The 25,667-nt window shown below is 62.3% G+C and carries 32 protein-coding genes; 26 read left to right on the top strand and 6 right to left on the bottom strand.

The genetic code is table 11. From position 1 onward, the window contains the following. The first annotated feature begins 21 nt into the window (after positions 1 to 21). The 21 genes from GWG65_RS35260 to GWG65_RS35160 all read left to right on the top strand — a co-directional run bounded on the left by GWG65_RS35260 (position 22) and on the right by GWG65_RS35160 (position 14,760). Positions 22 to 1,182 carry a crosslink repair DNA glycosylase YcaQ family protein gene (locus GWG65_RS35260; protein WP_275200033.1) on the top strand — a complete coding sequence of 387 codons (1,161 nt, stop codon included), beginning with the start codon at positions 22 to 24 and terminating at the stop codon, positions 1,180 to 1,182. Positions 1,183 to 1,368: 186 nt separating this feature from the next. Continuing rightward, positions 1,369 to 1,890: a hypothetical protein gene (locus tag GWG65_RS35255; protein ID WP_275200032.1), complete on the top strand. Its 522-nt coding sequence runs from the start codon at positions 1,369 to 1,371 to the stop codon at positions 1,888 to 1,890. A gap of 109 nt (positions 1,891 to 1,999) precedes the next feature. Further along, positions 2,000 to 2,227, top strand: a complete 228-nt coding sequence (locus GWG65_RS35250) for a hypothetical protein (RefSeq protein ID WP_275200031.1) — start codon at positions 2,000 to 2,002, stop codon at positions 2,225 to 2,227. Between the two features lie 112 nt (positions 2,228 to 2,339). Next, positions 2,340 to 3,104, top strand: coding sequence for a hypothetical protein (locus GWG65_RS35245; RefSeq protein ID WP_275200030.1), 765 nt, complete (start codon positions 2,340 to 2,342; stop codon positions 3,102 to 3,104). A 219-nt stretch (positions 3,105 to 3,323) separates the two neighbouring features. Next, positions 3,324 to 5,000 carry a DUF3987 domain-containing protein gene (locus GWG65_RS35240; protein ID WP_275200029.1) on the top strand — a complete coding sequence of 559 codons (1,677 nt, stop codon included), beginning with the start codon at positions 3,324 to 3,326 and terminating at the stop codon, positions 4,998 to 5,000. Positions 5,001 to 5,180: 180 nt separating this feature from the next. Then, entirely contained in the window at positions 5,181 to 5,501 is a 321-nt protein-coding gene (locus GWG65_RS35235) for a hypothetical protein (RefSeq protein WP_275200025.1), read from the top strand. After that, positions 5,498 to 6,271 carry a DUF6011 domain-containing protein gene (locus tag GWG65_RS35230; protein WP_275200020.1) on the top strand — a complete coding sequence of 258 codons (774 nt, stop codon included), beginning with the start codon at positions 5,498 to 5,500 and terminating at the stop codon, positions 6,269 to 6,271. The genes GWG65_RS35235 and GWG65_RS35230 overlap by 4 nt, the downstream gene beginning before the upstream one ends. Positions 6,272 to 6,396: 125 nt before the next feature. Beyond that, a complete protein-coding gene (locus GWG65_RS35225) occupies positions 6,397 to 6,531 on the top strand; it encodes a hypothetical protein (protein WP_275200019.1) in 135 nt (44 codons plus the stop codon). Positions 6,532 to 6,759: 228 nt separating this feature from the next. Next, positions 6,760 to 8,091: a DNA sulfur modification protein DndB gene (locus GWG65_RS35220; RefSeq protein WP_275200018.1), complete on the top strand. Its 1,332-nt coding sequence runs from the start codon at positions 6,760 to 6,762 to the stop codon at positions 8,089 to 8,091. 146 nt (positions 8,092 to 8,237) lie between these two features. Continuing rightward, the gene (locus GWG65_RS35215) at positions 8,238 to 9,287 is read left to right on the top strand and encodes a hypothetical protein (RefSeq protein ID WP_275200017.1); all 1,050 of its coding nucleotides are present in this window, start codon (positions 8,238 to 8,240) and stop codon (positions 9,285 to 9,287) included. A gap of 4 nt (positions 9,288 to 9,291) precedes the next feature. Beyond that, positions 9,292 to 9,834, top strand: a complete 543-nt coding sequence (locus GWG65_RS35210) for a hypothetical protein (protein ID WP_275200016.1) — start codon at positions 9,292 to 9,294, stop codon at positions 9,832 to 9,834. Beyond that, positions 9,827 to 9,994: a hypothetical protein gene (locus tag GWG65_RS35205; protein WP_275200015.1), complete on the top strand. Its 168-nt coding sequence runs from the start codon at positions 9,827 to 9,829 to the stop codon at positions 9,992 to 9,994. The genes GWG65_RS35210 and GWG65_RS35205 overlap by 8 nt, the downstream gene beginning before the upstream one ends. A gap of 627 nt (positions 9,995 to 10,621) precedes the next feature. Further along, the gene (locus tag GWG65_RS35200) at positions 10,622 to 10,792 is read left to right on the top strand and encodes a hypothetical protein (RefSeq protein WP_275200014.1); all 171 of its coding nucleotides are present in this window, start codon (positions 10,622 to 10,624) and stop codon (positions 10,790 to 10,792) included. Positions 10,793 to 10,832: 40 nt separating this feature from the next. Continuing rightward, the gene (locus GWG65_RS35195) at positions 10,833 to 11,330 is read left to right on the top strand and encodes a hypothetical protein (protein ID WP_275200013.1); all 498 of its coding nucleotides are present in this window, start codon (positions 10,833 to 10,835) and stop codon (positions 11,328 to 11,330) included. Positions 11,331 to 11,337: 7 nt separating this feature from the next. Then, positions 11,338 to 11,493: a hypothetical protein gene (locus GWG65_RS35190; protein ID WP_275200012.1), complete on the top strand. Its 156-nt coding sequence runs from the start codon at positions 11,338 to 11,340 to the stop codon at positions 11,491 to 11,493. Positions 11,494 to 11,502: 9 nt separating this feature from the next. After that, positions 11,503 to 11,682, top strand: a complete 180-nt coding sequence (locus GWG65_RS35185; protein WP_275200011.1) for a hypothetical protein — start codon at positions 11,503 to 11,505, stop codon at positions 11,680 to 11,682. A gap of 2 nt (positions 11,683 to 11,684) precedes the next feature. Further along, entirely contained in the window at positions 11,685 to 12,647 is a 963-nt protein-coding gene (locus GWG65_RS35180; protein WP_275200010.1) for a hypothetical protein, read from the top strand. Between the two features lie 33 nt (positions 12,648 to 12,680). Continuing rightward, positions 12,681 to 13,007, top strand: a complete 327-nt coding sequence (locus GWG65_RS35175) for a hypothetical protein (protein WP_275200009.1) — start codon at positions 12,681 to 12,683, stop codon at positions 13,005 to 13,007. 4 nt (positions 13,008 to 13,011) lie between these two features. Further along, positions 13,012 to 13,569, top strand: coding sequence for a hypothetical protein (locus GWG65_RS35170; protein ID WP_275200008.1), 558 nt, complete (start codon positions 13,012 to 13,014; stop codon positions 13,567 to 13,569). A gap of 81 nt (positions 13,570 to 13,650) precedes the next feature. Then, positions 13,651 to 14,046, top strand: coding sequence for a hypothetical protein (locus GWG65_RS35165; RefSeq protein ID WP_275200007.1), 396 nt, complete (start codon positions 13,651 to 13,653; stop codon positions 14,044 to 14,046). Between the two features lie 66 nt (positions 14,047 to 14,112). Then, a complete protein-coding gene (locus GWG65_RS35160; RefSeq protein WP_275200006.1) occupies positions 14,113 to 14,760 on the top strand; it encodes a hypothetical protein in 648 nt (215 codons plus the stop codon). A gap of 57 nt (positions 14,761 to 14,817) precedes the next feature. On the opposite strand, the gene GWG65_RS35155 is transcribed toward GWG65_RS35160, so the two are convergent. The 4 genes from GWG65_RS35155 to GWG65_RS35140 form a co-directional block, all read right to left on the bottom strand. Then, positions 14,818 to 15,054: a hypothetical protein gene (locus GWG65_RS35155; protein WP_275200005.1), complete on the bottom strand. Its 237-nt coding sequence runs from the start codon at positions 15,052 to 15,054 to the stop codon at positions 14,818 to 14,820. Next, positions 15,051 to 15,374 carry a hypothetical protein gene (locus tag GWG65_RS35150; RefSeq protein ID WP_275200004.1) on the bottom strand — a complete coding sequence of 108 codons (324 nt, stop codon included), beginning with the start codon at positions 15,372 to 15,374 and terminating at the stop codon, positions 15,051 to 15,053. Before GWG65_RS35150 ends, GWG65_RS35155 begins: the two co-directional genes overlap by 4 nt. An 81-nt stretch (positions 15,375 to 15,455) precedes the next feature. After that, positions 15,456 to 16,685 (bottom strand): integrase family protein, encoded by a 1,230-nt coding sequence (locus tag GWG65_RS35145; RefSeq protein ID WP_275200003.1) that lies wholly within the window; start codon positions 16,683 to 16,685, stop codon positions 15,456 to 15,458. Between the two features lie 178 nt (positions 16,686 to 16,863). Further along, on the bottom strand, positions 16,864 to 17,292 hold the full coding sequence (locus GWG65_RS35140) for a DUF2809 domain-containing protein (RefSeq protein ID WP_275200075.1): 429 nt from the start codon (positions 17,290 to 17,292) through the stop codon (positions 16,864 to 16,866). Positions 17,293 to 17,374: 82 nt separating this feature from the next. Between GWG65_RS35140 and GWG65_RS35135 the strand changes: the two genes are divergently transcribed. Further along, positions 17,375 to 18,706, top strand: coding sequence for an MFS transporter (locus GWG65_RS35135; RefSeq protein WP_275200002.1), 1,332 nt, complete (start codon positions 17,375 to 17,377; stop codon positions 18,704 to 18,706). A 73-nt stretch (positions 18,707 to 18,779) separates the two neighbouring features. On the opposite strand, the gene GWG65_RS35130 is transcribed toward GWG65_RS35135, so the two are convergent. Together GWG65_RS35130 and GWG65_RS35125 are read right to left on the bottom strand one after the other, a co-directional pair. Then, positions 18,780 to 19,130: a type II toxin-antitoxin system PemK/MazF family toxin gene (locus GWG65_RS35130; protein ID WP_275200074.1), complete on the bottom strand. Its 351-nt coding sequence runs from the start codon at positions 19,128 to 19,130 to the stop codon at positions 18,780 to 18,782. 154 nt (positions 19,131 to 19,284) lie between these two features. Next, positions 19,285 to 19,515 (bottom strand): antitoxin MazE family protein, encoded by a 231-nt coding sequence (locus GWG65_RS35125; protein ID WP_275200001.1) that lies wholly within the window; start codon positions 19,513 to 19,515, stop codon positions 19,285 to 19,287. A gap of 170 nt (positions 19,516 to 19,685) precedes the next feature. Here GWG65_RS35125 and GWG65_RS35120 point away from each other — a divergent pair, with 170 nt between their 5' ends. The 4 genes from GWG65_RS35120 to GWG65_RS35105 all read left to right on the top strand — a co-directional run bounded on the left by GWG65_RS35120 (position 19,686) and on the right by GWG65_RS35105 (position 25,502). After that, positions 19,686 to 20,792: an efflux RND transporter periplasmic adaptor subunit gene (locus tag GWG65_RS35120; RefSeq protein WP_275200000.1), complete on the top strand. Its 1,107-nt coding sequence runs from the start codon at positions 19,686 to 19,688 to the stop codon at positions 20,790 to 20,792. A 180-nt stretch (positions 20,793 to 20,972) separates the two neighbouring features. Next, complete coding sequence (locus tag GWG65_RS35115; RefSeq protein ID WP_275199999.1) at positions 20,973 to 24,110, top strand: efflux RND transporter permease subunit; 3,138 nt, start codon at positions 20,973 to 20,975, stop codon at positions 24,108 to 24,110. Positions 24,111 to 24,141: 31 nt separating this feature from the next. After that, positions 24,142 to 24,741: a TetR family transcriptional regulator gene (locus GWG65_RS35110; RefSeq protein ID WP_275199998.1), complete on the top strand. Its 600-nt coding sequence runs from the start codon at positions 24,142 to 24,144 to the stop codon at positions 24,739 to 24,741. A 137-nt stretch (positions 24,742 to 24,878) separates the two neighbouring features. Then, the gene (locus tag GWG65_RS35105) at positions 24,879 to 25,502 is read left to right on the top strand and encodes a flavin reductase family protein (protein ID WP_275199997.1); all 624 of its coding nucleotides are present in this window, start codon (positions 24,879 to 24,881) and stop codon (positions 25,500 to 25,502) included. The last annotated feature ends 165 nt before the right edge of the window (positions 25,503 to 25,667 follow it).

The raw sequence follows: 25,667 nt of genomic DNA, 5'->3' as shown, positions 1-25,667 counted from the left end.
CTCGCTAAATTCGTCTGCGCAATGTCACGCGCGCCCAAACCACTTCCGCTCTCGACGACACAGGCCCGGCAGATCTGGCTGCATGCCCAGCGGCTGGACGTGCGTGCGCCGTTCGGGGCGGGCGCGCAAGCGGTCGCAGACGTGGTCGCCCATCTCGGCTATGTGCAGATCGACACCATCAACGTGATCGAACGCTGCCACCACCACATCCTGTTCAGCCGCATCCCGTCCTATCGCCGCGCCGATCTTCGTCATGCCCAGAGCGTCGACAGAAGCGTTTTCGAGTACTGGACCCATGCCCTGTCCTATGTGCCGGCCAGCGACTTCCGCTTCTTCCTGCCGGCGATGCGCGAGCACCGCCGCGAGGGGCACAAATGGTTTGCCTCGGTCACGCCGGCCGATATGCACAAAGTGATGCGGCTGGTGCGCGCCGGTCCCCTGACGATTCGCGACATCGAGGACGACGTGCTCACCGAGAAGGAGCATCTGTGGCAGAGCCGCAAGCCGTCGAAGCGGGCGCTGCAGCTCGCCTTCTATACCGGCGCCGTGACCGTCAGCGAGCGACAGGGCATGCTCAAGACCTATGAGCTGATGATCCGGCATTTCGGCTGGGACAAACTGCCGAAGCCGGCATCAGCGAAGGAGATCACCGCCTATCTGCTCGACCGCGCGCTGCGGTCGCAGGGCGTGGTCAGCCTCGATTCGGTCTGCCATCTCGACGCGCCGAGCAAGAAGGCTGTCGCCGGCCTGATCGCCTCGCGCGTCCGCCGCGGCGAGCTCGTGCCGGTTGCGATCGACGGGGCCGGCAAGCAGGAGCATTGGGCCGAGCCGTCGGCGCTGGAGCCGGGCGAGGTGCCGCCGGATCTCGTCCACATTCTCTCGCCGTTCGATCCCCTCATCATCCAGCGCAAGCGCACCAATTTGATCTTCGGCTACAACCATTTGTTCGAAGCCTATGTACCCAAAGCGAAACGCAAGCTCGGCTATTTCGCGCTGCCGGTGCTGGTCGGCGACGAGATCGTCGCCGCGCTCGACCTCAAGACCGATCGGCAGGACAAGAAGCTGCTGATGCAGAAATGGAGCTGGGTCGGGCAGGGGAAGAAGACGGCGGAGCGCAAGGAGCTCAAGCAGAAGATCGAGGACGAGCTCGATCGCTTCGAGCGGTTTCAATTGGCGGAGTGAGCGAGTTCTTTTGTAGGGTGGATTAGCGAAGCGTAATCCACCACTTCAGCTTCCGCGGATGCAAACAGTGGTGGGTTACGCTTCGCTAAACTTGTCAACCTTTGTTTTTCCTAGCAATTTCAGCTGCCTACGGCAACGGTGGCTGTAGCCAAGCTAACGCCATGCTAACTTTGCTAAACTTGGCCCATGCCAAAGGGGCCGACCAAAGATGATCGAGAAGCGCTTGCCCGCGAGGCTGTGCGCCGGATGGTGCGCAACGCGCCACAACTGTTCTCAAAGGAAATCAGCCGGAAATTTTATCGGGTCCGTATGGAAGTTGCGGAGATCGATACGTTGGTCGCGCTTGCCCGCGAGGGCGACAAGGATGCGTTGGAGATTCTCCGCAAGCATGCACGCGGTGCCAGCGCTGCCCGCACCAATGTTCCCCAGTCCTTTCACGAATTCGTCTGGGAATATTTCATCGATGGACCGCCGCCAGCGAAAAGCGGATTGAGCCCGAAGGATATGGGACTCAAGCATTTGACCATTGCGCTGATGGTGAAGATCGTGAGCCAAGACTACGGTTTTTCGGAATATCGCAACCCTGAACATCGTGGCGAGGAATCTGGCCCAATGTCGGCTTGCCTGCTGGTCGCGCAGGAGCTTGACCACAAAGAGAGCTGGGTGGAAGAAATTTGGGCGGAGCGCAAAGTCAGCGTGCTTAAGTAATTGATTTTTCTGTCCCGGTTCATTCGCCGGTCGAACGACCCGGTACGACAACGCGTACCGACCCGTATCATATGGAGTTCGCCATTTTTCCGATTGGAGGGCGAACACCATGTCACAGCGCGAACTCGTGCGGTTGAGGGATCGCTACCGCACCGCGTCGAGAATGACCCGCTACCGGATGCGCAAGGAGCCCGGCTTTCCGGACGGAATCGACATTCTCGGCACTGAATATCACTACGTGGACGAGTTGGAGGCCTACGAGGAGTCGCGCCGCCGCCGACGTCAGCAATCGTCCGAGGCCACGAGCGCAGCGGAGGCCCAGTCCACTCCGCAATAGCCGGGCGCTGCGAGCACAGCGCACCGGCCAATTGCAGGGCACTCGAAGAGCCTTCATATGGACCAGCGCGCAACACGTCGCAAGCCCGGCCCTCACACGAGGAGCCGAGCCAATGACCACCGATATTGTCAAACGGGGCAACACCGACCCCGACGCCACCGAGATCGGAGAGCTGTACGCACGCGCACGCGGATCGATGGTTGACGCCGTGCGTCAGGCCATCGCGTGCGGCGAGAAGCTCATCGCCAAGAAGAAAACCTTTGCGCATGGCCACTGGAGCCAGTGGCTGCAAGCGAACGCCGAGGTTCTGGGCTTCGGCGAACGCACCGCGCGGATGCTGATGAAGGCCGCGTCAAATCGGCAGCTAGCTTCCGATTTGGACAACACCACCGCGCTCGCGATTAGCCGGAAGATTTGGGGCCACGCGCAACCGCAAGAGCCGAAAGAGCCGAAGCCCAAGCGCATACCGTTCACCGACCCCATGTCGCGCTCAGAGCAGCAGCGCGTTATCGAGCAGCAGGCCGCGCGGATCGCCGAGCTTGACGAAGAGATCGACGCGCTCAGGGAAACGGAGGAGATCACCGAGGAAGCGCACGAAGGCGACACCGCCGGATGCAGCGCGGTTGCTCTGATCACGGCGCTGCGGAACGCCGTCCGCACCGCCGACATTTCGGACAACGACTGGGAGGCGATCTCCGAGCAGTGCAAGCAGGAGATCGACAAGCAGATTGAGGCTGTGCGGGCTGCACTGTCCCGGTTGATGGAGATGCGGCTCGCCGAACTGGAGCAGCGGACCACGAGGAAGGCACCGCGCGCGCGCAAGAGCGGCGACAACCATCAGGTTGGCCGTTCCGGCCAACCTGGCGCCGGGGCTTAGGGGGACGCCTCAAATGCCCGACGCCGCCGAAAAACTCGACCACGTCGCCGACCGGCTGGCCAGCATCCATGCCCGCATTGGAGGTGGCCAATGACGGACACCGCCAGCTTCGCCGACGACGACACCGATCTCGGACTATTCGCCGAGGGCGTCCGGCTGTGGTCGAAGATGATCGCGACCGCGTCGCCAGACGTGCGGCCCAAGATCTTCCGGAATTGCGTGGCCGAAGGCGCGACGTTCGTGCGCAAGGGTGCGCCGCGCGCTGTGATCGCAGCCGAACTGATCGAGCGCGCCGAGCGGCACGAGCTGATCGATGCGCTGGGCGGTCGTGAGGTCGTCGAGAAGATCGTCGCCGAGGGGTTGGCTACCGACGCACGCCAGACGTCTAAGGGGCAGGACAAGCCCGACGATGTGCCGCCCCAATTCGACAGCGAGCCTGTCGATCTCTGGGGACACTTCGAACCGCCGACGCTTTCGCGCGGCCTGCTGCCCGAGCTGATCGAGAATTACGCCTTCGCTCAAGGCGAGGCAATGGGGGTCGATCCCGGCGGTGTTGCGATGGCGGCGCTGGCGGTATCCGCGGCGGCGATTCCCGACCGCGTCGATCTGGTGATGAAACATTACAGAGACGACTGGACCGAGTCGGCGCGGCTCTGGGTTGGGCTCGTCGGAATGCCTAGCACGAAGAAGTCGCCGATCATCAGCGCGGCGATGAAGCCGCTGGCGCGGCTCGATGCCGAACTGCTCAGAAGATATCTTTGTGAATTGCAGCTCTGGGAGCAATTAGACAAGGAAGAGCGCAAGCACGAGCCGAAGCCGGTTCAGAAGCGGCTGCGATTGGAGGACACGACCATCGAGGCGGCGCAGGAGGCGCTCGCGGGCAGCCCGAACGGCCTGTTGCTGGTTCAGGACGAGCTGTCAGGATTCTTCGGCGCGATGGACAAGTACGGCGGCCATCGTGGCGCGGCGAAGGATCGCGGGTTCTGGCTGCAATCATTCAACGGCGGACAATACGCCCTGAACCGCGTCAATCGTGGCGTCGGACTGATCCCGAACCTGTCGGTCTGCCTGCTCGGCGGAATCCAGCCCGATGTGATCCGGCGGCTGGCGAGCGAGAGCTACGACGACGGTTTCCTGCAGCGCATACTGCTGATTGTGATGCGTCCGGCAACGCTCGGCACGGACGTGTCGGCACTGAGCGTAACGAAGGATTATGCCCGACTGATCGAGCGGCTGACCAAATTGGGGCTGCCGGTTTCCGGCAGCCGCAACGACGACGACGACGGCGTGCTGCGCTTCGACAACCGCGCGCAGGAGATACGGCGCGAGCTTGAGGTCGAGCATCACAACCTTGAACGTGTCGAGGCCATCAATCCGAAGCTGGCGGCGCATATCGGCAAATACAATGGGCTGTTCGGGCGGCTCTGCGTCACCTTCCATTGCGTCGAGCACGCCCACGACGGCTACATCCCGGAGTTCGTCACCGAGAACACGGCGGAGCGCGTCGCCAAGTTCTTGCGCCGCTTCTTGCTGCCGCACGCGCTGGCGTTCTACGGCGGCGTGCTGGGGCTATCGAACGACCATGATCGTCTCGCCGCCGTCGCCGGTTACATCTTGGCGCACAAGATTGAGCGGCTCACCAACCGCGATGTACAGCGCGGCTGTCGCAGCATGCGCCAACTGGAGCGGCGCGACACCGAGGCGGTGTTCGAACAACTGGAAGCGCTGGGCTGGGTGATGAAGACGCCCGGACCGCGCCGGACCGATCCGCCGCACTGGACCGTCAACCCGGTCGTGCATCAGAAATTCGCCGAGCGGGCCAAGGCGGAAGCCGAGCGCAGACAGCGCGAGCAGGCAATGATCCTCGACATCGTGAGCCGGGGGAGAGGGAAATGAGTGTCGTCATTGTCGCTCGTGCGCGCGCGAAAAAAACCAGAGAAATAGGTAAAAAGAGATCCATTTTTCTTCTTATTCGCACGCGGGAGCGACGCTGACGACACTGGAACCAACCGCGCCGACCGGCTGTCGGCAACACTTAAGGGAGAACGACAAATCGCAACGAAGAAATTTAAAACGGTGAGCGGCTATCTGCGCAGCGAGGACGAGCGGATGCGATGCAAGATCCCGTGGGACGCCAGCGACGACGCGCGTATTGAAGCGACCAAGACGGGGTTGCGCGACATCATCAATCATATGCTGGATCAGCTTGAACTGCCGATCCTCGACGACCGCGTTTCCCCGCTCGACGGCATCGAATGCTTGCTCGTGGTTGGCGGCACCGACCGGCAAGTCAAGGCGCTGAAGGACTGCCAGCGATGGCTGAAGAGATACCGCGTCGTGACGGGTTTGGGCTTTTCGCACATCGTCACGATGGAGTCCGGGAGGGCGACACCATGACCGACTGGCCGACACGCGAAGAGTGGGCGGAGCATCAACGGCAATATCCGCGACTGCCGGATGGCTGTTGGTCCACGCAGCCCCGCCCCGCGAGCGCCGACTATGCCAGCGCCGCTGAAACCAAGAGCGTGATCGCCTCGCTCAAACAGGCGTGGCGCGATCTTGGCCGCGAGGTGAGAGCCGCAGCCCCACGTTCCGACGCCAAGCTGGAGGCGAGCAGCAAGCGCCGTGACATTAACGATGTGATGGGGCATTTGCAGAAGGAGCGCCCGTCGCTCCCGATCTACGCCGGTCGCACCCTCACACGCGAAGAGCTATCGGCCATGGTGCCGCTGCTCGACCAGATCGAGGCGCGCTACACGACCGCGCGCGATGCGGCGCGAGCGGCATATGGGCAATGGTGGGAAAGCATGGCAGTCGCTGACGTCAGCGATGAAGCATGGGCCACCGAACTGGAACGACGGCGGGAGTACGCAGAGCGCCAACATCGAAGGGCGGAGGAACTGGCTGCGTACAAGGCCGACCGCGAAGAGCGCGAGCGTCAACAGCGCGAAGAGGCCATCGCGCGCGGCGTCGCAACACGTGCGAAGCGCCGCGAGGAAAATTTCCGGGAGGCCGTCCAAGCCTTGCGCGACAATGCGCTACGACCCGCGACTCGCTGCCGGTGCCGCCGAAAGGCACTCACCGACCTCGAGTCAATCGCGCGCGGCATCGGCCCCGAGTGCTGGGAGTATATCCTCAAGGCAGTTGAGCACGAGCAAGCCGTCTGATGCACGACCGGCCACCATCGCGCCCGCCGTCAGCCGCGGAGCAGAAGCGGCAGGGGCGGCGCGAGCGGCGCCGCCTGCAGCAGCGGCGACATCGGCAGCGTGAGCGCGAAGGTCGGCGGGCTTACTTGGTCGAACTCGATTCCCACATGATCGATCTACTAATTCGCCTGAACTGGCTTAGCGAGCGCGACGACGGCAATGATCGAGAAGTTGGCCGCGCGGTCACGCTGCTGCTCGCTGACGCCGCCAAGAGGCTGTGAGGCGAGCCTATCCACAGGCTGGGGTTCACGAATCTCCCAATGATTCCAGAAGTATTAAACAGAATTTTACGATCCGAGCCCGAAATAAACAGGTATTTCGGGTTGTGAAGTCGAAATCGCTTGCAGTGACCCCGAAATATGGCAGTATGAAGCGAGCCTCGAAGGGGAACTGATCGCGAAATCCATCCCCCTTGAGGCTCTAACCCCATGAACCATGAGGCTTTTAAGATGACAAACTCTCCTCTCTCCAATGTCAACGTCGAGACGCGCGACAGCTTTCCTGACGCCGTGAACGCGGCAATGCAGTACGCATTCGGGAATCAGGCGCACCACTTTGAAGGAACGCTTTTCTCCCAAGGCGGCCGCTTGATGTTCTCGACCGCCATGCCGTTCGAGCGCTTTGTGCAGGTCGCAGAAGCCGACAACGTCGTCGTTCGAAAGCGCTCAGAGAAGCGCGACGGCGAGAAGGTGGTGATTGCGACCGAGGGCGACACGCCCGAAGACGTCGCCAGCACGACCAACCGCCCGATCGACAAGGGTCACGTCAAGACCATCACGAAGTACCTCACCCATGCGTCCAAGCTGGGCCAGAAATACATCATGCCGCCTGCGACGTTGAACCTGCGTGAGGATGGCGTCGCGACAATCTTCACGGTGAAGGGCGACAGCACGATCAAGCCGGCGGTCCTCTGCCTTGCGCAGCATGCACGGCTTGAGATCACGGACGCGCAGCATCGTCATGAGGGCATCGACGGCGCTTTACGCGATCCGGCTGTCCGTAATCGCCTGCTACGCGATGGGATCGCGGTAATGATGACGTTCGAGAACGACATCAATCAGGTGCATCAGGATTTTGCCGATGCATCGCGCACGAAGGCGATCCCGAACTCGTTGGTCGCGGTCTACGACGGCAGGCTGCCGGTCAACGCGCTCGCACTCCACCTGACTCGGTCGTGCCAACTGTTCCGTTACACGATTGACGCGACGGCCAAGGGATCGAGCCTTAGTGCCGGATCGGTGAAGGTCTGGAACACCTCGGTGCTGCGCCAGTTGGTGAAGTACGCTGGCCTCAACAGCCGCGAGGCCGATGATACTTGGAACGACAAGTTCGAAAAGGTCTACGGGGCGGATCGCAGCGACCCGCGCTTCGCACGCTTTCAGGACTATATCGTCGAGTTCGTCGACGCCTGCACGCAGGACATCCCGCTGTTTGCCAAGCTGGCTCGGCTCGCTGCCGACGACATGTCGCAGGTGCCGAAAATCCGTGCTTCTGGTGGTGGTCAGATTTTGATGACCGCGCCGGGCATGAACATTCTGGGTGCGCTCGCCCACACTATTTATCTCGCCGTGCACAAGCACGGCGACGATATACAGGCGTGGACCAAGAAGCTCGGCAACATCGACTGGTCCTACGGCGGCGAACTCTGGCAGCCTTACCTGATGACTGACGGCAAGGTCTCGACCAGCGCCAAGGCCGTCAAGGATACGGTAGAGCATGTCGAAAAGAAGATCGGCCTCACGGCGCTGGTAAAAAGTCGCGAAGACGGCATCGCCGCCTGAAGCGGGCTTCAACTGGAACGAAGGGCACGGCTTGCGCCGTGCCCTTTATCGTTCGGCTACCCGAATTGACTGAAAACAATAATCTGTAAGGCTACGACACTGGCGGCGTCCGCGCGGTGCCATCATCGCCGCGATGGAGGCCGCCAATGAACGCACCAGCCCGTCAGGGCATCCCACTTCGACCCGACCGCGATGCAGCCGCGCGCGAGTGGATTCGATCCTTCAATCGCGCCAGCACAGCTCGCGTATTGTCCGTCCTCCGGGGGGCCCGCGCCGAGTCGATCTTGCTGGAAAGCTGGCCAGACGATGGCCGCGCCGAAATGATTTTGCGTAGTGCGGTCGAGCCGCTGAAGGTCGGCGATTATCCCGGCGGCACCGCCGCTAAAATCATGCTGTTGGCATCGGATAGTACGCTGTCCGAGATTATGGCTATCGCGGTTAAGGTGGATTTGACCGGCGTGTCGCAGTTCAGCTTTCCGCTTCCGACCGACTTTTCCGAAGCGGTTTTCGTCGAAGAGGGAATGCCAATTCCCGCCGCGATGGGCACTTTCGAAGGATTACCGATTGGTCCGATCAAGAAAGTGGCGCTGATTGCGCCATTGACCAACGAACTCGAAAACTTGTCTGCACCTGTCGCCAGCGTGACAATCTCACACTTGCTGCGGGTTTCGGTGAGTGATGGTGGCACTAAGGTCCTGCTCTCTGCCAATCCCGCGACCGCAGCCGCTCCCGCCGGTCTGCTGTACAACGTCGCACCGCTTGCCGCTGGCGGTTCGATCTCCGAAGACTTGTCGGCGCTGATCGAGGCGATTTCATCCGCAGGGATCGATACCAGATCCGTCGCGTTCATTTGCGCTCCGAAGCAGGCGCTGACGCTGCAGATGCAGGCGTGGCCGAACTTCAAGCACAAGATCATCGAGGCCCGAACTCTCGCGAGCGGCACGGTCATCGCCATCGCTGCTGATGGATTCGTGGTCGCGGGCGAAGGCACGCCGGTCGTCGATGCCAGCAAGCAGGCAGTGCTGCACATGGCCGATCCTGCCCAGATGATCTCAACCGCAGGCTCGCCGAATGTTGTCGCGGTGCCGACCGTCTCGACATTTCAAACCGACAGCTTCGCCCTGCGTTGCATCGCACGGATGACATGGTCCGCCGCGCCGGGCGCGGTGGCGTGGATCGAAAACGCAGCGTGGTGAAGTGATGGATGATCGAGCCCGAGCAATCCTCGACGAAGCACGCGAGACGCTGGAGCGCCTCGCCGACATCAAGGTCGAGCGCCGCGATCAGTCCGCCGACTGCTGGTCGCAACCGAAGCCAGCGCCCGCGCCTTTACGGCAACCGCACCAGCCAACCGTTGCCGAGATCGAGATGCAGCGTTCGCAGGACTGGACGCGATTTGTAGACTCCCGGATCGAGCGTGCGAACGCTGCCCGCGATGACTACTGGCGTGATGTTCTCGGCGCTCTGGTCTCCGAAGTGCGCAAGCAACTGCGCGCCGAGATCGCGAAGGTGGCTCGACCGGCCGAGGAATTTTTCTACACCGACGACGACGGCACCAAGCAGGACGCAGATTTGCATAACCCGATCCTGCGCGCCGTCGATTATCCGATTGACGAGAAGATCATGGGACCGATCCGGGCGCGCAACCGGGCGAAGTGGCTCGCCGAGAAGGCCAAGAAGATGCGAACCGCGCGCATCATCGACTTGCCAGCGCTGCCATTGAGGAGCCCACGTCGTGCGTGAGCCTGACGACAGGCCCGGACCACTGGCGCTGAGCATCCTGAGCGCCGCTGTCGTCGCTGAGCTGAAAGCCGACGCCGAGGAGCTGGCTAAGCTGTTCGCGGCGCTGAACGAACGCGAGCGCGAGCGAATGCGGGCTCTGCTGTTCGGCCCCGAGGTCTAACCGCTGGGTTGGTGCCCGAAAGCCCATACAGACGCATGGACGAGGCCGCCAGCGGCCTGCAGGAGCCTTTTGGGGGCCGGGGGGGCGGTCCGATTTTATCGGGCGGCACCAATTCCGGCGCGGCGGCGCTCCGGAGATGACAGAAAATCCTTCTACGCCGAGCGCATCCGTAAAAGGAAATGCCAGAGGCGAGGCCTATTACGCCAGCGTCGGCAAGGCCCGACGGCGACCCCGGCGGCCGTCAAGAGTCCACCGATTAATATTTTGCTAATCATCTTAAGGCTTGGCCGGGGCTTCTGGACACAGCACTGCGAGCCGCACCAATTTCCTCCAGCGAGCAAATGCCTGCTTCAAGGTCGGGGCTGCGTCGGCCCAGCGGCCATTCTGTCGTGCGATCATTTCGTTCGCTTAGGCCGAGCGCGCCGACGCCCCGCCGGTTCTGGCGGCCTAGGTGACTTCGTCGGGCTTCGGCGCTGTGTCCTAAGTTGGACTCCGCCGAGATTAGGATAGGGCTACGAACGGTAGTTTTCCGGAATCCCCTCAACCTGAAGATCGCTCTAAATAACTATCGCGGCGGTTGCTGTGCATTCCGGAACAGTTTTTCACCGGCAAGCGGCGCAATGAAGCGTGATCAACCGGCAGCAATACACCTGTGAGCTCGCGTTTGCGGCGGTGGGCATCGGCAAGCGCCAACCGAATCCCGACTGGCTGTTGATGTCCATTTCTGAGGGTCGCAACCGCTACCGTCAGATGATCGAGGAGGCTGTCGCCGCCGCTAAGGAGCGGCGGGTCGCCTGACACAACACAACCGAAACAGCAGAGGAGAACACACACACCCATGAAAGCATTTCTGATCGCTTCTGCGGCGCTCGCGCTGCTGACGACGACGACTGCCAAGGCAGACATCGAACTGTACCCACAGAACCGCTCGATTGCGAATGCCACCTTGATCATGAAGATGACGGCGATGGTTATGAATGGCGAGTTGTACGTCTACGGACCCAACAAGGCCACGCTGTCTGGTCGCGAACCGACCGCGACGATCACCCGGCCCGACCCCGACAATGCGCCTTGCGTGTATGAGATCGATGATGGTCGCGGCAACATCACCCGCGTCGATTTCAACCGCATCTCGGAGGAGTACCGGCTGGACCGCTTCGGGTTCACCATGTTCGGTGCGCCATCTGTTGCGTGCCAGAACGGTCAATGCCGGGACAACCTGCCGCTGATAGGTCGGCCTGACGAACAATTCTTCGCCACCCTCCGGTTCGTCTGGAGCGACAGCAAGGGCGAGTGCAGCCCGGCGCAGCGGGTGCCCGCCTCGCCACGGTTCTAAGAGTGACGTGCTGCACGACTTCGACGTCTGGGTCCGCAACCCCTACTACGTCGGGCCGCCGGTCCCGCACCCGGAGAGCTATGAACGGGAGGACGATCTCATCGGTCCCCTCCAGCCCATCAAGCTCCGACCTTCGGCCGACGACGACGACATCCCGTTCTGAGGAGTCCACATGACCCGCGAACAGAAACTGAAGCTCGTCTGGCGGCACACCCACCGCGACTACAAGGGAACCCTCAAGGGTGAACGGTCAACCTTGATCTACCGCAACGGTACCTGCCTCGTGCTTCTGAAGGATCTGACCGACGAAGAGATCGAGGCGCGCATCCCGCGCGCGGCGAAAGGAGACTGATCATGTTCAACCGATTGGAGCAGTACCTGCAACGGTGCGAAGGCAAACCAGTAGCAGCCGGACCAAAGAGCAACGGCGGACTCAAGAGCTGGCTCGGCGGCGCCGCGATGGTCGCGCTGGCAGGCGTCATCTTGCTGACGTTCGATGTAAAGCCTCCCGAGCCGCCGGTCGTGCCGAAAGTCGGTGACAGGATCTACTTCGACAAGAACACCAAGGCCTGCACGCAAAGCCAAGCAGTCGCCTTCAGCGGAGGCGCCGAAACGTACTTCGCGCTGCGCGAGCGCTTCTGCACGACCTCGGTGGGCGCCAACTCCTTCGTGAGACCGGCACTTGGAGCGTCAAGCACCCCGACTACTACGTCGATGTCAACGACGGTTATGCGAGCCGCTGGGTTTCAGGCGACAGTTTCACCGTCATCTCAGAAAGGCTTTGATATGCCCAAACCCGACGACGACTACGGCCTGCTGATCGAGTGCGTGAACAACTACGGCACCGATTATGTCGAGGTGCGCGTGGTGCGCCGCGAGCCCGGCGGCGAAGCTCCGCTCGGCTGCCCGTCAGATGGCGAGGCCTTCTTGGGCTACGGCTGCCCCAAGCATCTCATCGGGCTCGCGCTGGACGGTCTCGGCATGTACGGCTTCGTCAGCGACAGCTCTGACTCGGCGTTCATCGCCCACGATGTCGAATTCCGCAACGTCTACGCCAGCGACGAGCGCAAGCTGGCGCGAATGCTGAAGGCCATCAAGCGCGTCAACGCCCGGATCGAGAAGGATCGGGCACGAGATCCCGGCGACAAGTTCGCCTCGTTCGCGAAGGCGCTGAAGCTCTCGTTCGCGGTCTGCCGGATCGGCGAGCGGCGGCCGAATCCGGAATGGCGCTTCATGCCCATCGCGGAGGGCCGCAACTACTACCGCCAGATGATCGAGGCCTCGTCAGCCGAAGTGCTGGCGCGCAAGGTCGCTTGACCCAATCCCCCCCAAACAGGAGCAAATTTCCGAATGTTACTTTTCATCTTCTGGTTCACGCTCGCCATCATCGTCGGCGTCGTCGCCAACTCGCGCGGACGCAACGGCTGGGGCTGGTTCTTCCTCTCGGCCCTGCTGCTGTCGCCGCTGCTCGGGCTCATACTGGTGCTCTGCCTGACCAACCTGAAAAAACTGGCGCTGGAGAAGCAGCGGCACGACGAGATCCTGACAGCGCTCGGCGCTGGTCCCCTGCCGCCGCCGCCCCCGTTGCCGCCGACCAACGACGAGTGGGAGATCGAGCAGCGCGTCAAGGACATCAAGCGCGAGCTGGCCAGCTATCAGAGATCCAACCGGAGCTGAACCAGTGCCTCACCACGTCTACTGGATCAGGGACGCGAGCTGTATCGATCCATTTCTGCACGGCTACATCGGCGTCACCGACGATGCCACGCGAAGAACGAGGGATCACCGCCGCGTCACCCGGCTGTTACGGGATGACTGCGTCTTGGAAATCCTACACACCGCGCAGACCCGCGCGGAATGCCTGCTCATCGAGCGTGACTATCGGCCCAATCGCTTCATAGGCTGGAACCGCCAGCGCGGCGGCGGTCGCCTGCGAGGCCAACTTTCACGACCGGGTTTGCAGCAGCCCCGGATCAATGCTGCGGCGATCACAAACGAAGGACCATCATCAATGCATTGCCTTGAACACATCTTGTTCGTCACTTCGATAGCTATCGAGAAAGACGAGATCAGCAAGGCCGAACTGAGCCGCGTGATCGGTGGGCTACTCCGCGCATCTGTCGGCTACGTGCCCGATGGCGATGAGCCGCAGGAGGCTGTCGAGCTGAACGAACAAGTGAGCCGCCGCTTCGAATATCTCATCCACCCCGGCGGCATTCAGGAAGGCGAAGACAACTGACGTTTCGTCCCTGCGCATCGCGGTGCGCAGCCCGAAGCGCCATCCCGGATCTTCACAAACAACAAGAGAGAGAACTGAAAAATGAAGTCGTTACTTTCGACCGCCGCCGTTCTGGTGTCATTGGCGGCTCCAGCGTTTGCCGAAACATCATCGGCGACCTACGCGCAGATCGACAGCGAGATCGGCTGCAAGGGCTCGGCCACAGACATCAAGAAGGATCTCATCTTCAACACCAAGTATCGCGGGCGCACCGTGACGTGGACCGGCAAGGTTCACGACGTCAAGAACGGGAAGCTCTGGCTCCAGACGCCGGGCAGTCGCTCAATAGGCAGCGACTTCGATGTCGAGATGGATTCCAGCGTTGATCTCATGCAGTTCGACAAGGGGCAGACGGTCACCGTGCAGTTTGAAATCAAGGACTACATGGGCTGCTTCATGCCGCTGTTCGGCAAGAACGGCACGCTTGCAGCCAAGTGAGCGATCAGAACTGACAACAGGAGCAACACCAGACCAATGAAACGATCTCTACTCGCCGCCGCAGCCATGCTGCTGATGGCAACCACCGCACAAGCCGCTACCGTCCTGCAGAAGAGCGGCGCGTGGCAAACCTACATCACCAAGAACAGCGACGGCAAACCGATGTGCGGCATGCTGGTGCTCGGGCGCGGCTCGTCGCTGATGGTGAAGTATTCCAGCGGCGGTGAAATCTTCATCCAGATTTACAAGGATGGCTGGTCGATCCCGCACGGCACCGAGATCCCCGGCTATCTGACGTTCGACAACAGCCAGCGGTTTCCGGCGCTCAGGTTCGGCAGCATGCACAAGGACGGCACCGGTTACGTCGAATTCACCATCAAGGCGGGAACGGAGGCTGACTTCATCGACCTGTCCAAGACCGCCAGAAAGATGGTGGTTGGCTTCGATCAGGGCACGCAACTGCCGTTCGAAGTCAACATGCAGGGCAGCCGCGCCGCTGCCAGCATGTTCGGCCGCTGCGCCACGTCCATCGACCAGATCGCTGCCGACGCGCCGCAGCCGTTCGCCAACGCCGCAGCCGTTCGGCAACAAACCGACGCCGGTCAAGAAGCCGGACACGGTTGGGGACGATGGCTCGATCTGACGCTGCTCTGCGCATGCACACATTCTGCTTTTTTGAGCACCGCGCGTGGGGCACGCTCGCTATGGCACTAGCTTCGCACGCCGGATTCGCGCATTTCGCCGAAAGTGATTTTTTGCGCGGGTACGTCGTCATTGTCGCCTGCCAATGACGCGACCGCGTGCATCATAGACCGTCGTCGAGCTGCCACTGGTGGTCTCGCGACTAATGACCCGGCCACGGCTGTCGTAGTTCGTGACCGTCCCGGCGCTGTCGGTCGACGAAGTGCCGACGCTCCGTCCGGAGGCATCGTAGAACCGCTTCGACTGCGCCGAGGCTGCCCCGGTCAGCATCGCGAGCGCGGCCAGTGCGATCATGAGGGACTTCATCGCTTTATCTTTCTGCTGACGGAGGTGACCTTACTTATCTCACACTTGCTGGGCTCGCAGTTGCCATCAATCACACCGGCAACTTCACACCACCTCCCGATGGCGCATACGGACAGCACCCTTTTCCCTTCCGATAGTGTGATGAAGCAAGGAAGATCTTCGGCTATTTCTGCTTTGGAGTCACCCACCCATAGGCCTGACTTATCCAGATGCAGAATACCTCCACACGTACCGATTACCTCATTTTGCGTGCGCGACTGCGCCGAGGCTGCGCCGGTCAGCAGCGCGAGCGTCAGCAGCGCGAGCAGGATCTTGGTCATTGGGCTCATGAGAAAATAATATCAAAAAAGAAAAAGCCCGGCCAGCTTCCTGCTGACCGGGCTGCTTAAATGGACGCCGGATCAAGCGGCGAGTTGTGCGGCTTCCGGCCTTTCGGTCAGCGTCTCGCGCAATGACCGCTCGATCACCATCGCCATCTCGCGCCGAAGGTCGAACTTGTCCCACCGCGCGTAGACCGCCGTCACACCCTTGCGGGTGTGCGCGAGCAGCGCGCCGATCTCTTCAAGCGAGTAGCCCGCCCGGTCCAAGACCGTCGCGCTGGTTCTGCGCAAATCGTGCGGCGTCCATCGCTCCATCTTAAGCCCCTCGACGATGCGCTTCGCCGCTTCGTGCAACTGCTGCCGTCCGCCAAGCTTGAACAGCCGCGCTTCCGGATCGCGCTGGAGGTACGGCCTCAGCAGTTCGAGCGCCAAGCCGGTGAGCGGCGTGATGAACGGGCTCCCGGCCTTCATGCGCTCTGCGGACAGCGACCAGTGCGGACCGTGCTCGCTCGGCCCGGTCAGGTCGCGCAGCTCGCCACCGACCATGCCCGCCACCATGCCGGGCCGGGCCGCCGTGACGAGAATCAGCCGCAGGGCGGTCGCGGCGTCCGGTGACACCTTGAACCGTTCCGGCTCGTCGAGCGCGTTCCAGAGCTGCCGGATCTCGGCGGCGCTCAGGAAGCGCCTTCGGGCGACCTTGGCACCGCCGGGCGCGGCAAGATCGGCGAACGGATTGACCGTCACGAACTTTTGGCCGGGCTGCTTCGCCCATTTGAACATCGTGTGGAGGATGTGCTTGGTTTGGTTCGCCGCTGCCTTCTTGCCCCGCTTGACGGCGATGTGGTGCAACATTTTGGCGGCGTCGTCGTCGGTTATCGACGACAGCGGCCGGTCGTCCCAGCCGTAGACGCGGCCGACGCGCTCCAGCGTCTGGCGGGTCTTCTTCCCGGAGCGGAGCGCGACGAGCTTGGCGTCGTGGTAGAGCACGACGACGTCGGCATAGGTCTTAGTTTTTTTTTCCGCCTCGGCGCGCTCGATCTTGGGCGTCAGCGGTGTGCCGCCACCCGCGACGGTCTTGCGGGCGTCGTTCGCGATTTCGCGCGCTCTGGACAGCGGCACGTCCGGGTAGCGGCCGAGCGTGAGCCAAGTGACCTTGCCCGTACCCTTGTTGCGGTAGGCGAAGGCGAACGTCTTGACGCCTCCGGGTGTGATCCGGATGCACAGGCCGGGACAGGCGGCGTCTCCGATGGAGTACTGGGCGGCGCGCGGCTGGTAGGACCGGATGCCGGTGTCGGTTAGCTTCGCTTTCATGATGACGTCTCTCAGGGCTGCTGTTAGCGTGCGCTAACAAAAATGGCGATACACTACGGTACGCTGAGAGACGGCAAGATAGGGGCGAGATACGCCGAAAAGCCTATAACTACAGGGTTTCCTAGTCCCACACCGTATCAGGCCGTCACACCGCGTATCTGAAAATTATTTTGCTTCGCTAACCCACCCTACGCAGCGCGCCGAGTCGATCGATCCAGACGCCAAACACAATCCCGATCGCATACGCCACCAAATTCCACAGCGAGAAGATGCGCCCCATGAGCAGCGCGCCGGCCGTCGTCAGCCGAAACGCGTCGAGCCAGGGCGCATGCACCAGGCGAGAGAACTCGACGACGATCGCGATCGCCACAGCGATAGCAGTGAGTTGGTTTCGCGTCAGCCGTGGCAGCAAAGCGCCGACCAGCAGGAACACCATGGTCGCCCACAACAGCGAGCCGCCGTACTTCACGACGAAGGCTGGAAAGCCGAGCTGAAAGCCGTACCAGCGCAAGCCCAGCCCGCAGGCGATCACCGCGAGGGCGAGCCCGGCGCGGATCAGGGATGTTTGCAACGGCGCAACAGGTTTATTCGGTTGCGCCCCGCGCATTGCTCGCTCCATTGACTCTTTGTTCGCGATGCTCAAAACCGCCTCTCAGCCCATAAAAGCAACAACCCAGGGGGGAGAAGCCATGAGCCAGACCACGACCTTTGCCGGTTCTGCCGGCGTCGCAAAAAGCGCAATCGAAACCTCGACCATCCGCGCCATTTCCTTGCGCCTGATTCCGTTCCTGGTGCTGGCCTACTTCTTCTCCTATCTCGACCGCGTCAATCTCGGCTTCGCCGCGCTGACCATGAATGCGGAGCTGAAATTCACGCCGCTGATCTTCTCCTGGGGCGCCGGCATCTTCTTCATCGGTTATTTCATCTTCGAGGTACCGAGCAATCTGGCCCTGGAGAAGTTCGGTGCCAGTCGCTGGATCGCGCGCATCATGGTGACCTGGGGCATCATCTCGGCGCTGATGGCGACGGTCTCGGGCGAGTGGAGCTTCTACATCCTGCGCTTCCTGCTCGGCATCGCCGAAGCCGGCTTCTTCCCCGGCATCATCCTTTATCTCACTTATTGGTACCCGGCTGAATATCGGGCCCGCTTCCTCGCCGCCTTCGCGGTCGCCGTCCCGGTCTCGACGGTGATTGGCGCGCCGGTCTCGGGCCTGTTGCTTGGACTGGACGGCGCGATGGGCCTGAAGGGCTGGCAGTGGCTGTTCATCATCGAGGGCGTCCCGTCGGTGCTGCTCGGCATCGTCACCTGGTTCTATCTCACCGACAGGCCGGAGAAGGCGGACTGGCTCTCGGCCGAGCAGAAAGCCTGGCTCAAGACGAAGCTCGATTCCGAGATTGCCGCCAAGCAGGCGGTGAAGCACTTGTCGCTCGGCGAGGCGCTGTCGTCGCCGAAGGTGATCATGCTGAGCCTGGTCTATTTCGGCTTCGTCGGTGCGCTCTATGGCATGCAGTTCTGGCTGCCGCAGATCGTCAAGGCGTTCGGCCTCAGCAACGCCCAGACCGGCTTCGTCACCGCGATCCCCTATCTGTTCGGCACCATTGCCATGATCCTGTGGGCGCGGCATTCCGATGCCACGCGCGAGCGCGTGATGCATGTCGGCGCGCCGCTGCTGCTCACCGCCGTGGCGCTCGGCGTCTCCAGCTACCTCACCGATCCCACCATGACGATGATGGTGCTGACGGTCGCCGCGATCGGCGTGTTCTGCTGCTTCGGCGTGTTCTGGACCCTGCCGACCGCCTGGCTCTCTGGCACGGCGGCAGCCGGCGCCATCGCGCTGATCAACTCGATCGGCAACCTCGCGGGCTTTGGCGGGCCATACCTGATCGGCTGGGTCAAGGAAGCCACCGGCCAGACCTCGACCGGCCTGTTGGTGCTCGCGGTGCTGCCGCTGATCGCCGGCATCATGGTGTTCGCCGGCGGCCACGAGAGCAAGCACGAGTTCGCCGGGCAGCGGCGGTGACGAGGCGTTCGGCCCATCATTCGGGGGGGCGCGCGAAGCGTCCCCCGAAATCTCGAGATTCTATGGCGGCAATCTAGCTGTTAGCAGCGGTTCTTTGTGTACTCGCCAATCCGAGAAACACCAGCATGGCGCGGTTGAGGCGCAAGAGGTCTTCGTCGGCAAGTCGCCCTACCAGCGCTCCCACCTTGGCTTTTGGCACCGTGGTAATCTTGTCGACCATTAGCTGGGATGGGGCTCGAAGACCGTTGCTTTCGTTCGGATTGATCTGCAATCGAAACAGAGGTGCTTCCGTTTCGTTAGTGGTTAACGGGCAAACTGTGATCGAGTCCGTGGCGTCGAAATCGTCGTCTTGCACGATAACTGCAGGACGTGGCTTTCCGGCGTAGTCCCTGGCAGCCACAGTCCAGATTTCGCCACGCTCCATTCGTTGACGAATGGCCATCCTACGAGTGCTCCAGTGTTTTTGCATCCGTCCGCGTTCGGACAGGTTTCAATGGGCGCGACCGTACGATGAAGCTGGGTGAGAAAGTGTTCTGGGCCCGTAGACTAGGCCGGCTGCGCGGCGGTCCATTCACAGGTTATTCTGTCTCGTTAGGCCAATCCGAGATGGCATCGACGAAGGCCTGTTCTTCGGACGCATGTGGGCTGGTCGCGACGGCGAGCGATTGCCGATGCGCTTCTAACTTGAATAATGCCGAGCGGGTATCGGGGACCCATATCTGGATCGGCCGAAGTCCTTGTGCGCGGAGCCGCGCTCGATGCTCACGTACCTTCACCCGCGACGACTTTGGTCTGGAAGGGGAGGACATCAATCTCTCCATAAGTTACATGTAACCTACCACGATTAGAGGGGTCTGGCCACTCGAACGTAACTGCCACCACCCCTTAGCGATCACAGATTTCTGATGACTGACGATTATTGACTTTCATCAGCGATTAGTCGACATTCTTCACAACGCAGGTGCGGGAGTGTCCTCCGATGTTCGTTCGGTCAGTTTTATCGAGCTATTCCAAGCTCTTGGCAGGTGTATCGCTGGCATTGATGGCCGCTGCACTGGCCGGGTGCAATGACACCGTGGCCCAAAAGGCCGAGCCGCCGCGGCCGGTTCTGGTCGCAACCGCCCATTATGATGCCGAAACACCGGAGCGCAGCTTTGTCGGCACCGTCCGTCCCCGGATCGAGAGCGATCTCGGTTTCCGCGTCGCCGGCAAGGTCGCCAGGCGCCTCGTCGAAGTCGGCCAGACCGTCGAGATCGGCCAGCCGCTCGCGACCCTGGATGAGGTCGACCTCAAGCTCCAGGCCGAGCAGTCCGTGGCCGAGCTGACGGCTGCGACCGGTGTGCTGGCGCAAGCCGCCGCCGCCGAGCAGCGCGCCAAGGATCTGAAGGCCAAGGGCTGGACCACGGATGCCCAGATGGATTCGAGCCGCGCCGCCGCCGACGAGGCCCGCGCGCGCCTGAACCGGGCCGAGCGCGCGGTCGAGCTGACCAAGAATTCCCTTTCCTACGCGACGCTCAACGCCGACGCCCGTGGCGTCGTCACCGCAACGCTGATCGAGCCCGGCCAGGTGGTCGCCGCGGGCCAGGCTTCGATCCGCGTCGCCCGCTTTGCCGAGAAGGAAGCGGTCGTCGCGATTCCTGAGACACTGGTCGGACGTGCCAAGTCGGGCGCCGCCAGCGTCACTCTTTGGTCGGAGCCGGGCAAGAAATATACGGCCAAGCTGCGCGAGATCGCGCCCACCGCGGATCCCGCCACGCGCACTTATCTCGCGAAATTCTCGCTTCCGGAGGCCGACGACAAGGTTTCGCTCGGCATGACCGCGACCCTGACGCTGTCGGACGCCGCAACCGAGCGCGTCGCGCGGCTGCCGCTGTCGGCACTGTTCAACGAAGGCGGCAAGCCCTCGTTCTACGTCGTCGACGACAACGGCGCGGTCACGCTGAAGCCGGTCGTGGTGAAGTCCTACGAGAGCAACGACGTCGTCATCACCAGCGGCGTGGAAGAGGGCTCCAAGATCGTTGCCCTCGGCGTGCAGAAGCTCGATCCGAGCCAGAAGGTGCGGATCGTGTCGTCACTGTCTTTCTAAGTTTTTGAGAGTTCCATCGTTGCGAGCTGAGTTTCGGCCCTCGCGCAAATGCGAAGGCTGAAGCGGCGAAGCGATCCAGAATCTGCCCAGCCCCCTGGATTGCTTCGCTGCCTCGCGATGACGGGTTTGAACGGAGTGGCTGTGGTTTTTTGGCGATTGGATCGTCTTACGGAGAGTGCGATGAAGCGCTTTAATCTTTCGGCCTGGGCCGTCAGCCATCCGACGCTGGTCCTGTTTCTGATGATCGTGCTCGGTGCCGCCGGCTTCTTCTCCTATCAGAAGCTCGGCCGCGCCGAGGATCCGTTCTTCACGGTGAAGGTGGTCAACGTCTCCGTGATCTGGCCGGGTGCGACCGCGCAGGAGATGCAGACCCAGGTCGCCGATCCTATCGAGAAGAAGCTCCAGGAGCTGCCTTACTTCGAGAAGGTGCAGACCTATTCCAAGCCCGCCTTTGCCGCGCTCCAGGTCACCTTCCGCGATTCCACGCCGCCGAAGGACGTGCCGTATCTCTTCTATCTGCTGCGCAAGAAGCTCGTCGACGTGCAGGGCCAGCTGCCCGCTGGCATTCTGGGGCCCGTCGTCAACGACGAGTTCTCCGACGTTGATTCCATCCTGTACATGATGACCGGGGACGGCGCCGATTACGCGCAGCTCAAGAAAGTGTCGGAGGGATTCCGTCAGCGCCTCCTGAAGGTGCCGGGCGTGACCAAGGTCGACGTCTATGGCAATCAGGACGAGCGCATCTTCGTTGAATTCTCGCACGCCAAGCTCGCCACCCTCGGCATCACGCCGCAGGCCCTGTTCGATTCGCTCGCTAAGCAGAACAACGTGACACCGGCCGGCACGGTCGAGACCTCGTCGCAGCGCGTGCCACTGCGCGTCACCGGTGCGCTCGACGGCGCCAAGGCGGTTGCCGAGACCCCGGTCGAGAGTAACGGCCGCGTGTTCCGCTTGGGCGATATCGCCACCGTCACCCACGGCTATGTCGATCCGCCGAGCTTCGTCGTGCGCCAGGAAGGCAAGGCCGCGATCGGCATCGGCGTCGTCACTGCCAAGGGCGCCAACATTCTCGATCTCGGCAAGGAGGTCGAGAAGGCGACCGCTGAATTCATGAAGGCGGTGCCGCAGGGCGTCGACGTCCGGCTCATCGCCGACCAGCCCAAGGTGGTCGAGCACGCCGTCGGCGAGTTCGTGCATTCCTTCATGGAAGCGCTGGTTATCGTGTTGTTCGTGTCGTTCCTGGCGCTCGGCTGGCGCACCGGCATCGTGGTCGCGCTGTCGGTGCCGCTGGTGCTCGGCATCGTCTTCATCGTCATGAACACGATGTCGCTCGACCTGCACCGCATTACGCTGGGCGCGCTGATCATCGCGCTCGGCCTGCTCGTCGACGACGCCATCATCGCCGTTGAGATGATGGTGGTGAAGATGGAGCAGGGCTGGGACCGTTTTCGCGCGGCTTCGTTTGCTTGGGAATCAACTGCGTTTCCGATGCTCACGGGAACGCTGGTCACGGCCGCTGGCTTCCTCCCCATCGGCTTTGCCAATTCCGCGGTCGGCGAATATGCCGGCAGCATCTTCTGGATCGTGGCGATCGCGCTGGTCGCCTCCTGGTTCGTGGCGGTGATCTTCACGCCCTATATCGGCGTCATGCTGTTGCCCAATATCAAGGTGCACCAGAATCACGATCCGCACGCGGTCTACGAGACCCGCATGTACCGCGGCCTGCGCGCCATCGTGCAGTGGTGCGTCAACCACCGCATCACCGTGGTGGCCGCGACCGTCGGCGTCTTCGTCGCCTCGATCGTCGGCTTCGGCCACGTCCAGCAGCAGTTCTTCCCGCTGTCGGAGCGGCCCGAGCTGTTCCTCCAGCTCCGTCTGCCCGAGGGCACCGCCTTCAACGTCACCGAAAACGCGGTGAAGAAGGCCGAGACGCTTTTGAAGGACGACAAGGATATCGACACCTATACCGCCTACGTCGGCCAGGGCTCGCCGCGCTTCTGGCTCGGCCTCAACCCGCAGCTTCCGAATGAGGCCTTCGCCGAGATCGTCATTGTCGCCAAGGGCGTCGAGGCGCGCGAGCGCGTCAAGGCCAAGATCGAGAACGCGGTCGCCGAGGGCATGCTGACGGAGGCGCGGGTGCGCGTCGACCGCTTCAATTTCGGTCCGCCGGTCGGCTTCCCCGTGCAGTTCCGCGTGATCGGTCCCGACGCCAACAAGGTGCGCGAGATCGCCTACCAGGTGCGTGACGTCATGCGGCAGAACAAGAGCGTCAAGGACGTTCAGCTCGACTGGAACGAACAGTCGCCCTACCTCAAGCTTGTCGTCGATCAGGACCGGGCCCGCGCCATGGGCCTGACCCCGCAGGAGGTTTCGCAGGCGCTAGCGATGCTGATCTCGGGCGCACAAGTCACGACCGTGCGGGACGGCATCGAGAAGGTCGGCGTGGTTGCCCGCGCAGTCTCGTCCGAACGCCTCGACCTCGGCGGCGTCGGCGATCTCACCATTACTTCGCGTAATGGCGTCGCGGTGCCGCTGCAGCAGATCGCCAAGATCGAATATTCCCACGAGGAGCCGATCATGTGGCGGCGCAACCGCGACATGGCGATCACCGTGCGCTCCGACGTCGTCGACGGCGTGCAGGCGCCCGACGTCACCAACCAGATCACGCCGAAGCTCCAGGCGATCAAGGACTATCTCGAGCCGGCCTACCGGATCGAGCCGGGCGGTGCGTTCGAGGAATCGGCCAAGGGCAATGCTTCGATCTTCATCCTCTTCCCGCTGATGGTCATGGTGATGCTGACGCTTCTGATGTTCCAGCTTCAGAGCTTCTCCCGCCTGATCCTGGTGTTCCTGACCGCGCCGCTCGGCATCGTCGGCGCCTCTTTGGGGCTTAACGTCGCCAACGCCCCGTTCGGCTTCGTGGCGCTGCTCGGCCTGATCGCGCTCGCCGGCATGATCATGCGCAACGCGGTCATTCTGGTCGACCAGATCGAGACCGACGTTTCCCACGGCCTGACACGGCGCGAGGCGATCGTGGAGGCAACCGTCCGCCGAGCCCGTCCGGTGGTGCTGACGGCGCTCGCCGCCATCCTCGCCATGATCCCGCTGTCGCGCTCGGCGTTCTGGGGCCCGATGGCGATCACCATCATGGGCGGCTTGTTCGTTGCGACCTTCCTCACGCTGCTGTACCTGCCGGGTCTCTATGCCCTGTGGTTCCGCAAGAGCCTCGATGAGGCCGGTACTGCGGCGCAGCCTCCCGCGCCGCAGCATGGGAGTGACGACCATTCGGCAATTCCGCTTGCTGAAGCTGCTGAATAAATGAACACTGCTGACTGACGAGTCCTGACAAATGACACTGATTGCGGAGCATATCGAAGGCGACACCCGGGATCGCATTCTCGAGGTGGCTGAGCGGCTGTTCCGCCAGATCGGCTACCAGAAGACGACGGTCGGGGACATTGCAAAGGAGCTCAAGATGAGCCCCGCCAATGTCTATCGCTTCTTCGAATCGAAGAAGGCGATCCATCAGGCCGTGGCCCGGTCGCTGATGGGCGAGGTCGAGCTGGAAGCGCAGCGGATCGTGGCCAGGCCCGGTCCGGTGCTGGAGCGCTTCCGCGAGCTGCTGACCACCATCCATCGCATGAACACCGAGCGCTATGTCGGCGACAACAAGCTGCATGAGATGGTCGAGATCGCGATGCAGGAGGACTGGGACGTCTGCGTCGCCCACATGGAGCTCATCACCACGGCGATCGGCCAGATGATCGCCCAAGGCGCCGCCTCCGGCGAGTTCGAGGCGCCGGATCTGCAGCTTGCCTCGATGTGCGCCTGCACCGCCATGATGCGCTTCTTCCACCCCCAGATGATCGCCCAGTGCGCCACCAAGCCGGGCCCGACCATCGACCAGATGATCGATTTCGTCATTGCGGGTTTGTCGCCGCGTCGCTGACGGGCGGCGGAATTTTCCTATAAGCAGGCCGACGTAGCCCGGATGGAGCGAAGCGCAATCCGGGTCGGTTCAGCGTTGTGCTGCGGCCCCGGATTGCGCTTCGCTTCATCCGGGCTACCAGGACCAGGAAAAATGGCGTGACCGACAAAGACCTGCACTTCTACGAGCCCGCCAAGGGCCACGGCCTCAAGCACGATCCCTTCAACGCCATCATCGCGCCGCGGCCGATCGGGTGGATTTCGTCGCGCGACACCAAGGGCCACGTCAACCTCGCACCCTACAGCTTCTTCAACGCATTCTGCTACGTGCCGCCGATCATCGGCTTCTCCTCCACCAACTGGAAGGACACGGTCGCGAACATCCAGCAGACCGGGGAGTTCGTCTGGAATCTCGCCACCATGGATTTGGCCAAGCACATGAACGCAACCGCGGCGCATGTCGCCCCTGAGGTCGACGAGTTCGAGGTCGCGGGGCTGACCGCCGTACCCGGCAGGCTCGTCAACGTGCCACGCGTCGGCGAGAGCCCGGTCGCGTTCGAGTGCAAGGTCTCCGACATCGTCCGCCTCAAGGGCGCCGACGGCAAGGAAGCCGACGCCTGGCTGACGCTCGGCGAGGTCGTCGCCGTCCATATCGACAAGGCCATGATCAAGGACGGCGTCTACCAGACCGCCGCCGCCCGCCCCATCGTCCGTGCAGGGCGCCGCGGCGACTACTTTGAGATCAAGCCGGAAAACTTGTTCGAGATGGTGCGGCCGGACTAGGCCGGGCGAGGTGTAGCCCATAGCCCGGATGGAGCGTAGAGACTGGGCAAGAATTTCATCTTCATTTGAGCAAACGAGGGTACGATTCGGCATGGCGAATCGCACTTTCAAGACCGGCATCAGCCGGGATCAGCCAAGCTTCCTTCCGCCACGTGTGGACGATTA

It is taken from the genome of Bradyrhizobium sp. CSA207 (assembly GCF_029051685.1).
Taxonomy (GTDB): Bacteria; Pseudomonadota; Alphaproteobacteria; order Rhizobiales; family Xanthobacteraceae; genus Bradyrhizobium.
The sequence above is the reverse complement of the archived record's forward strand: the minus strand, read 5'-3'. Positions and strand labels throughout refer to the sequence as shown.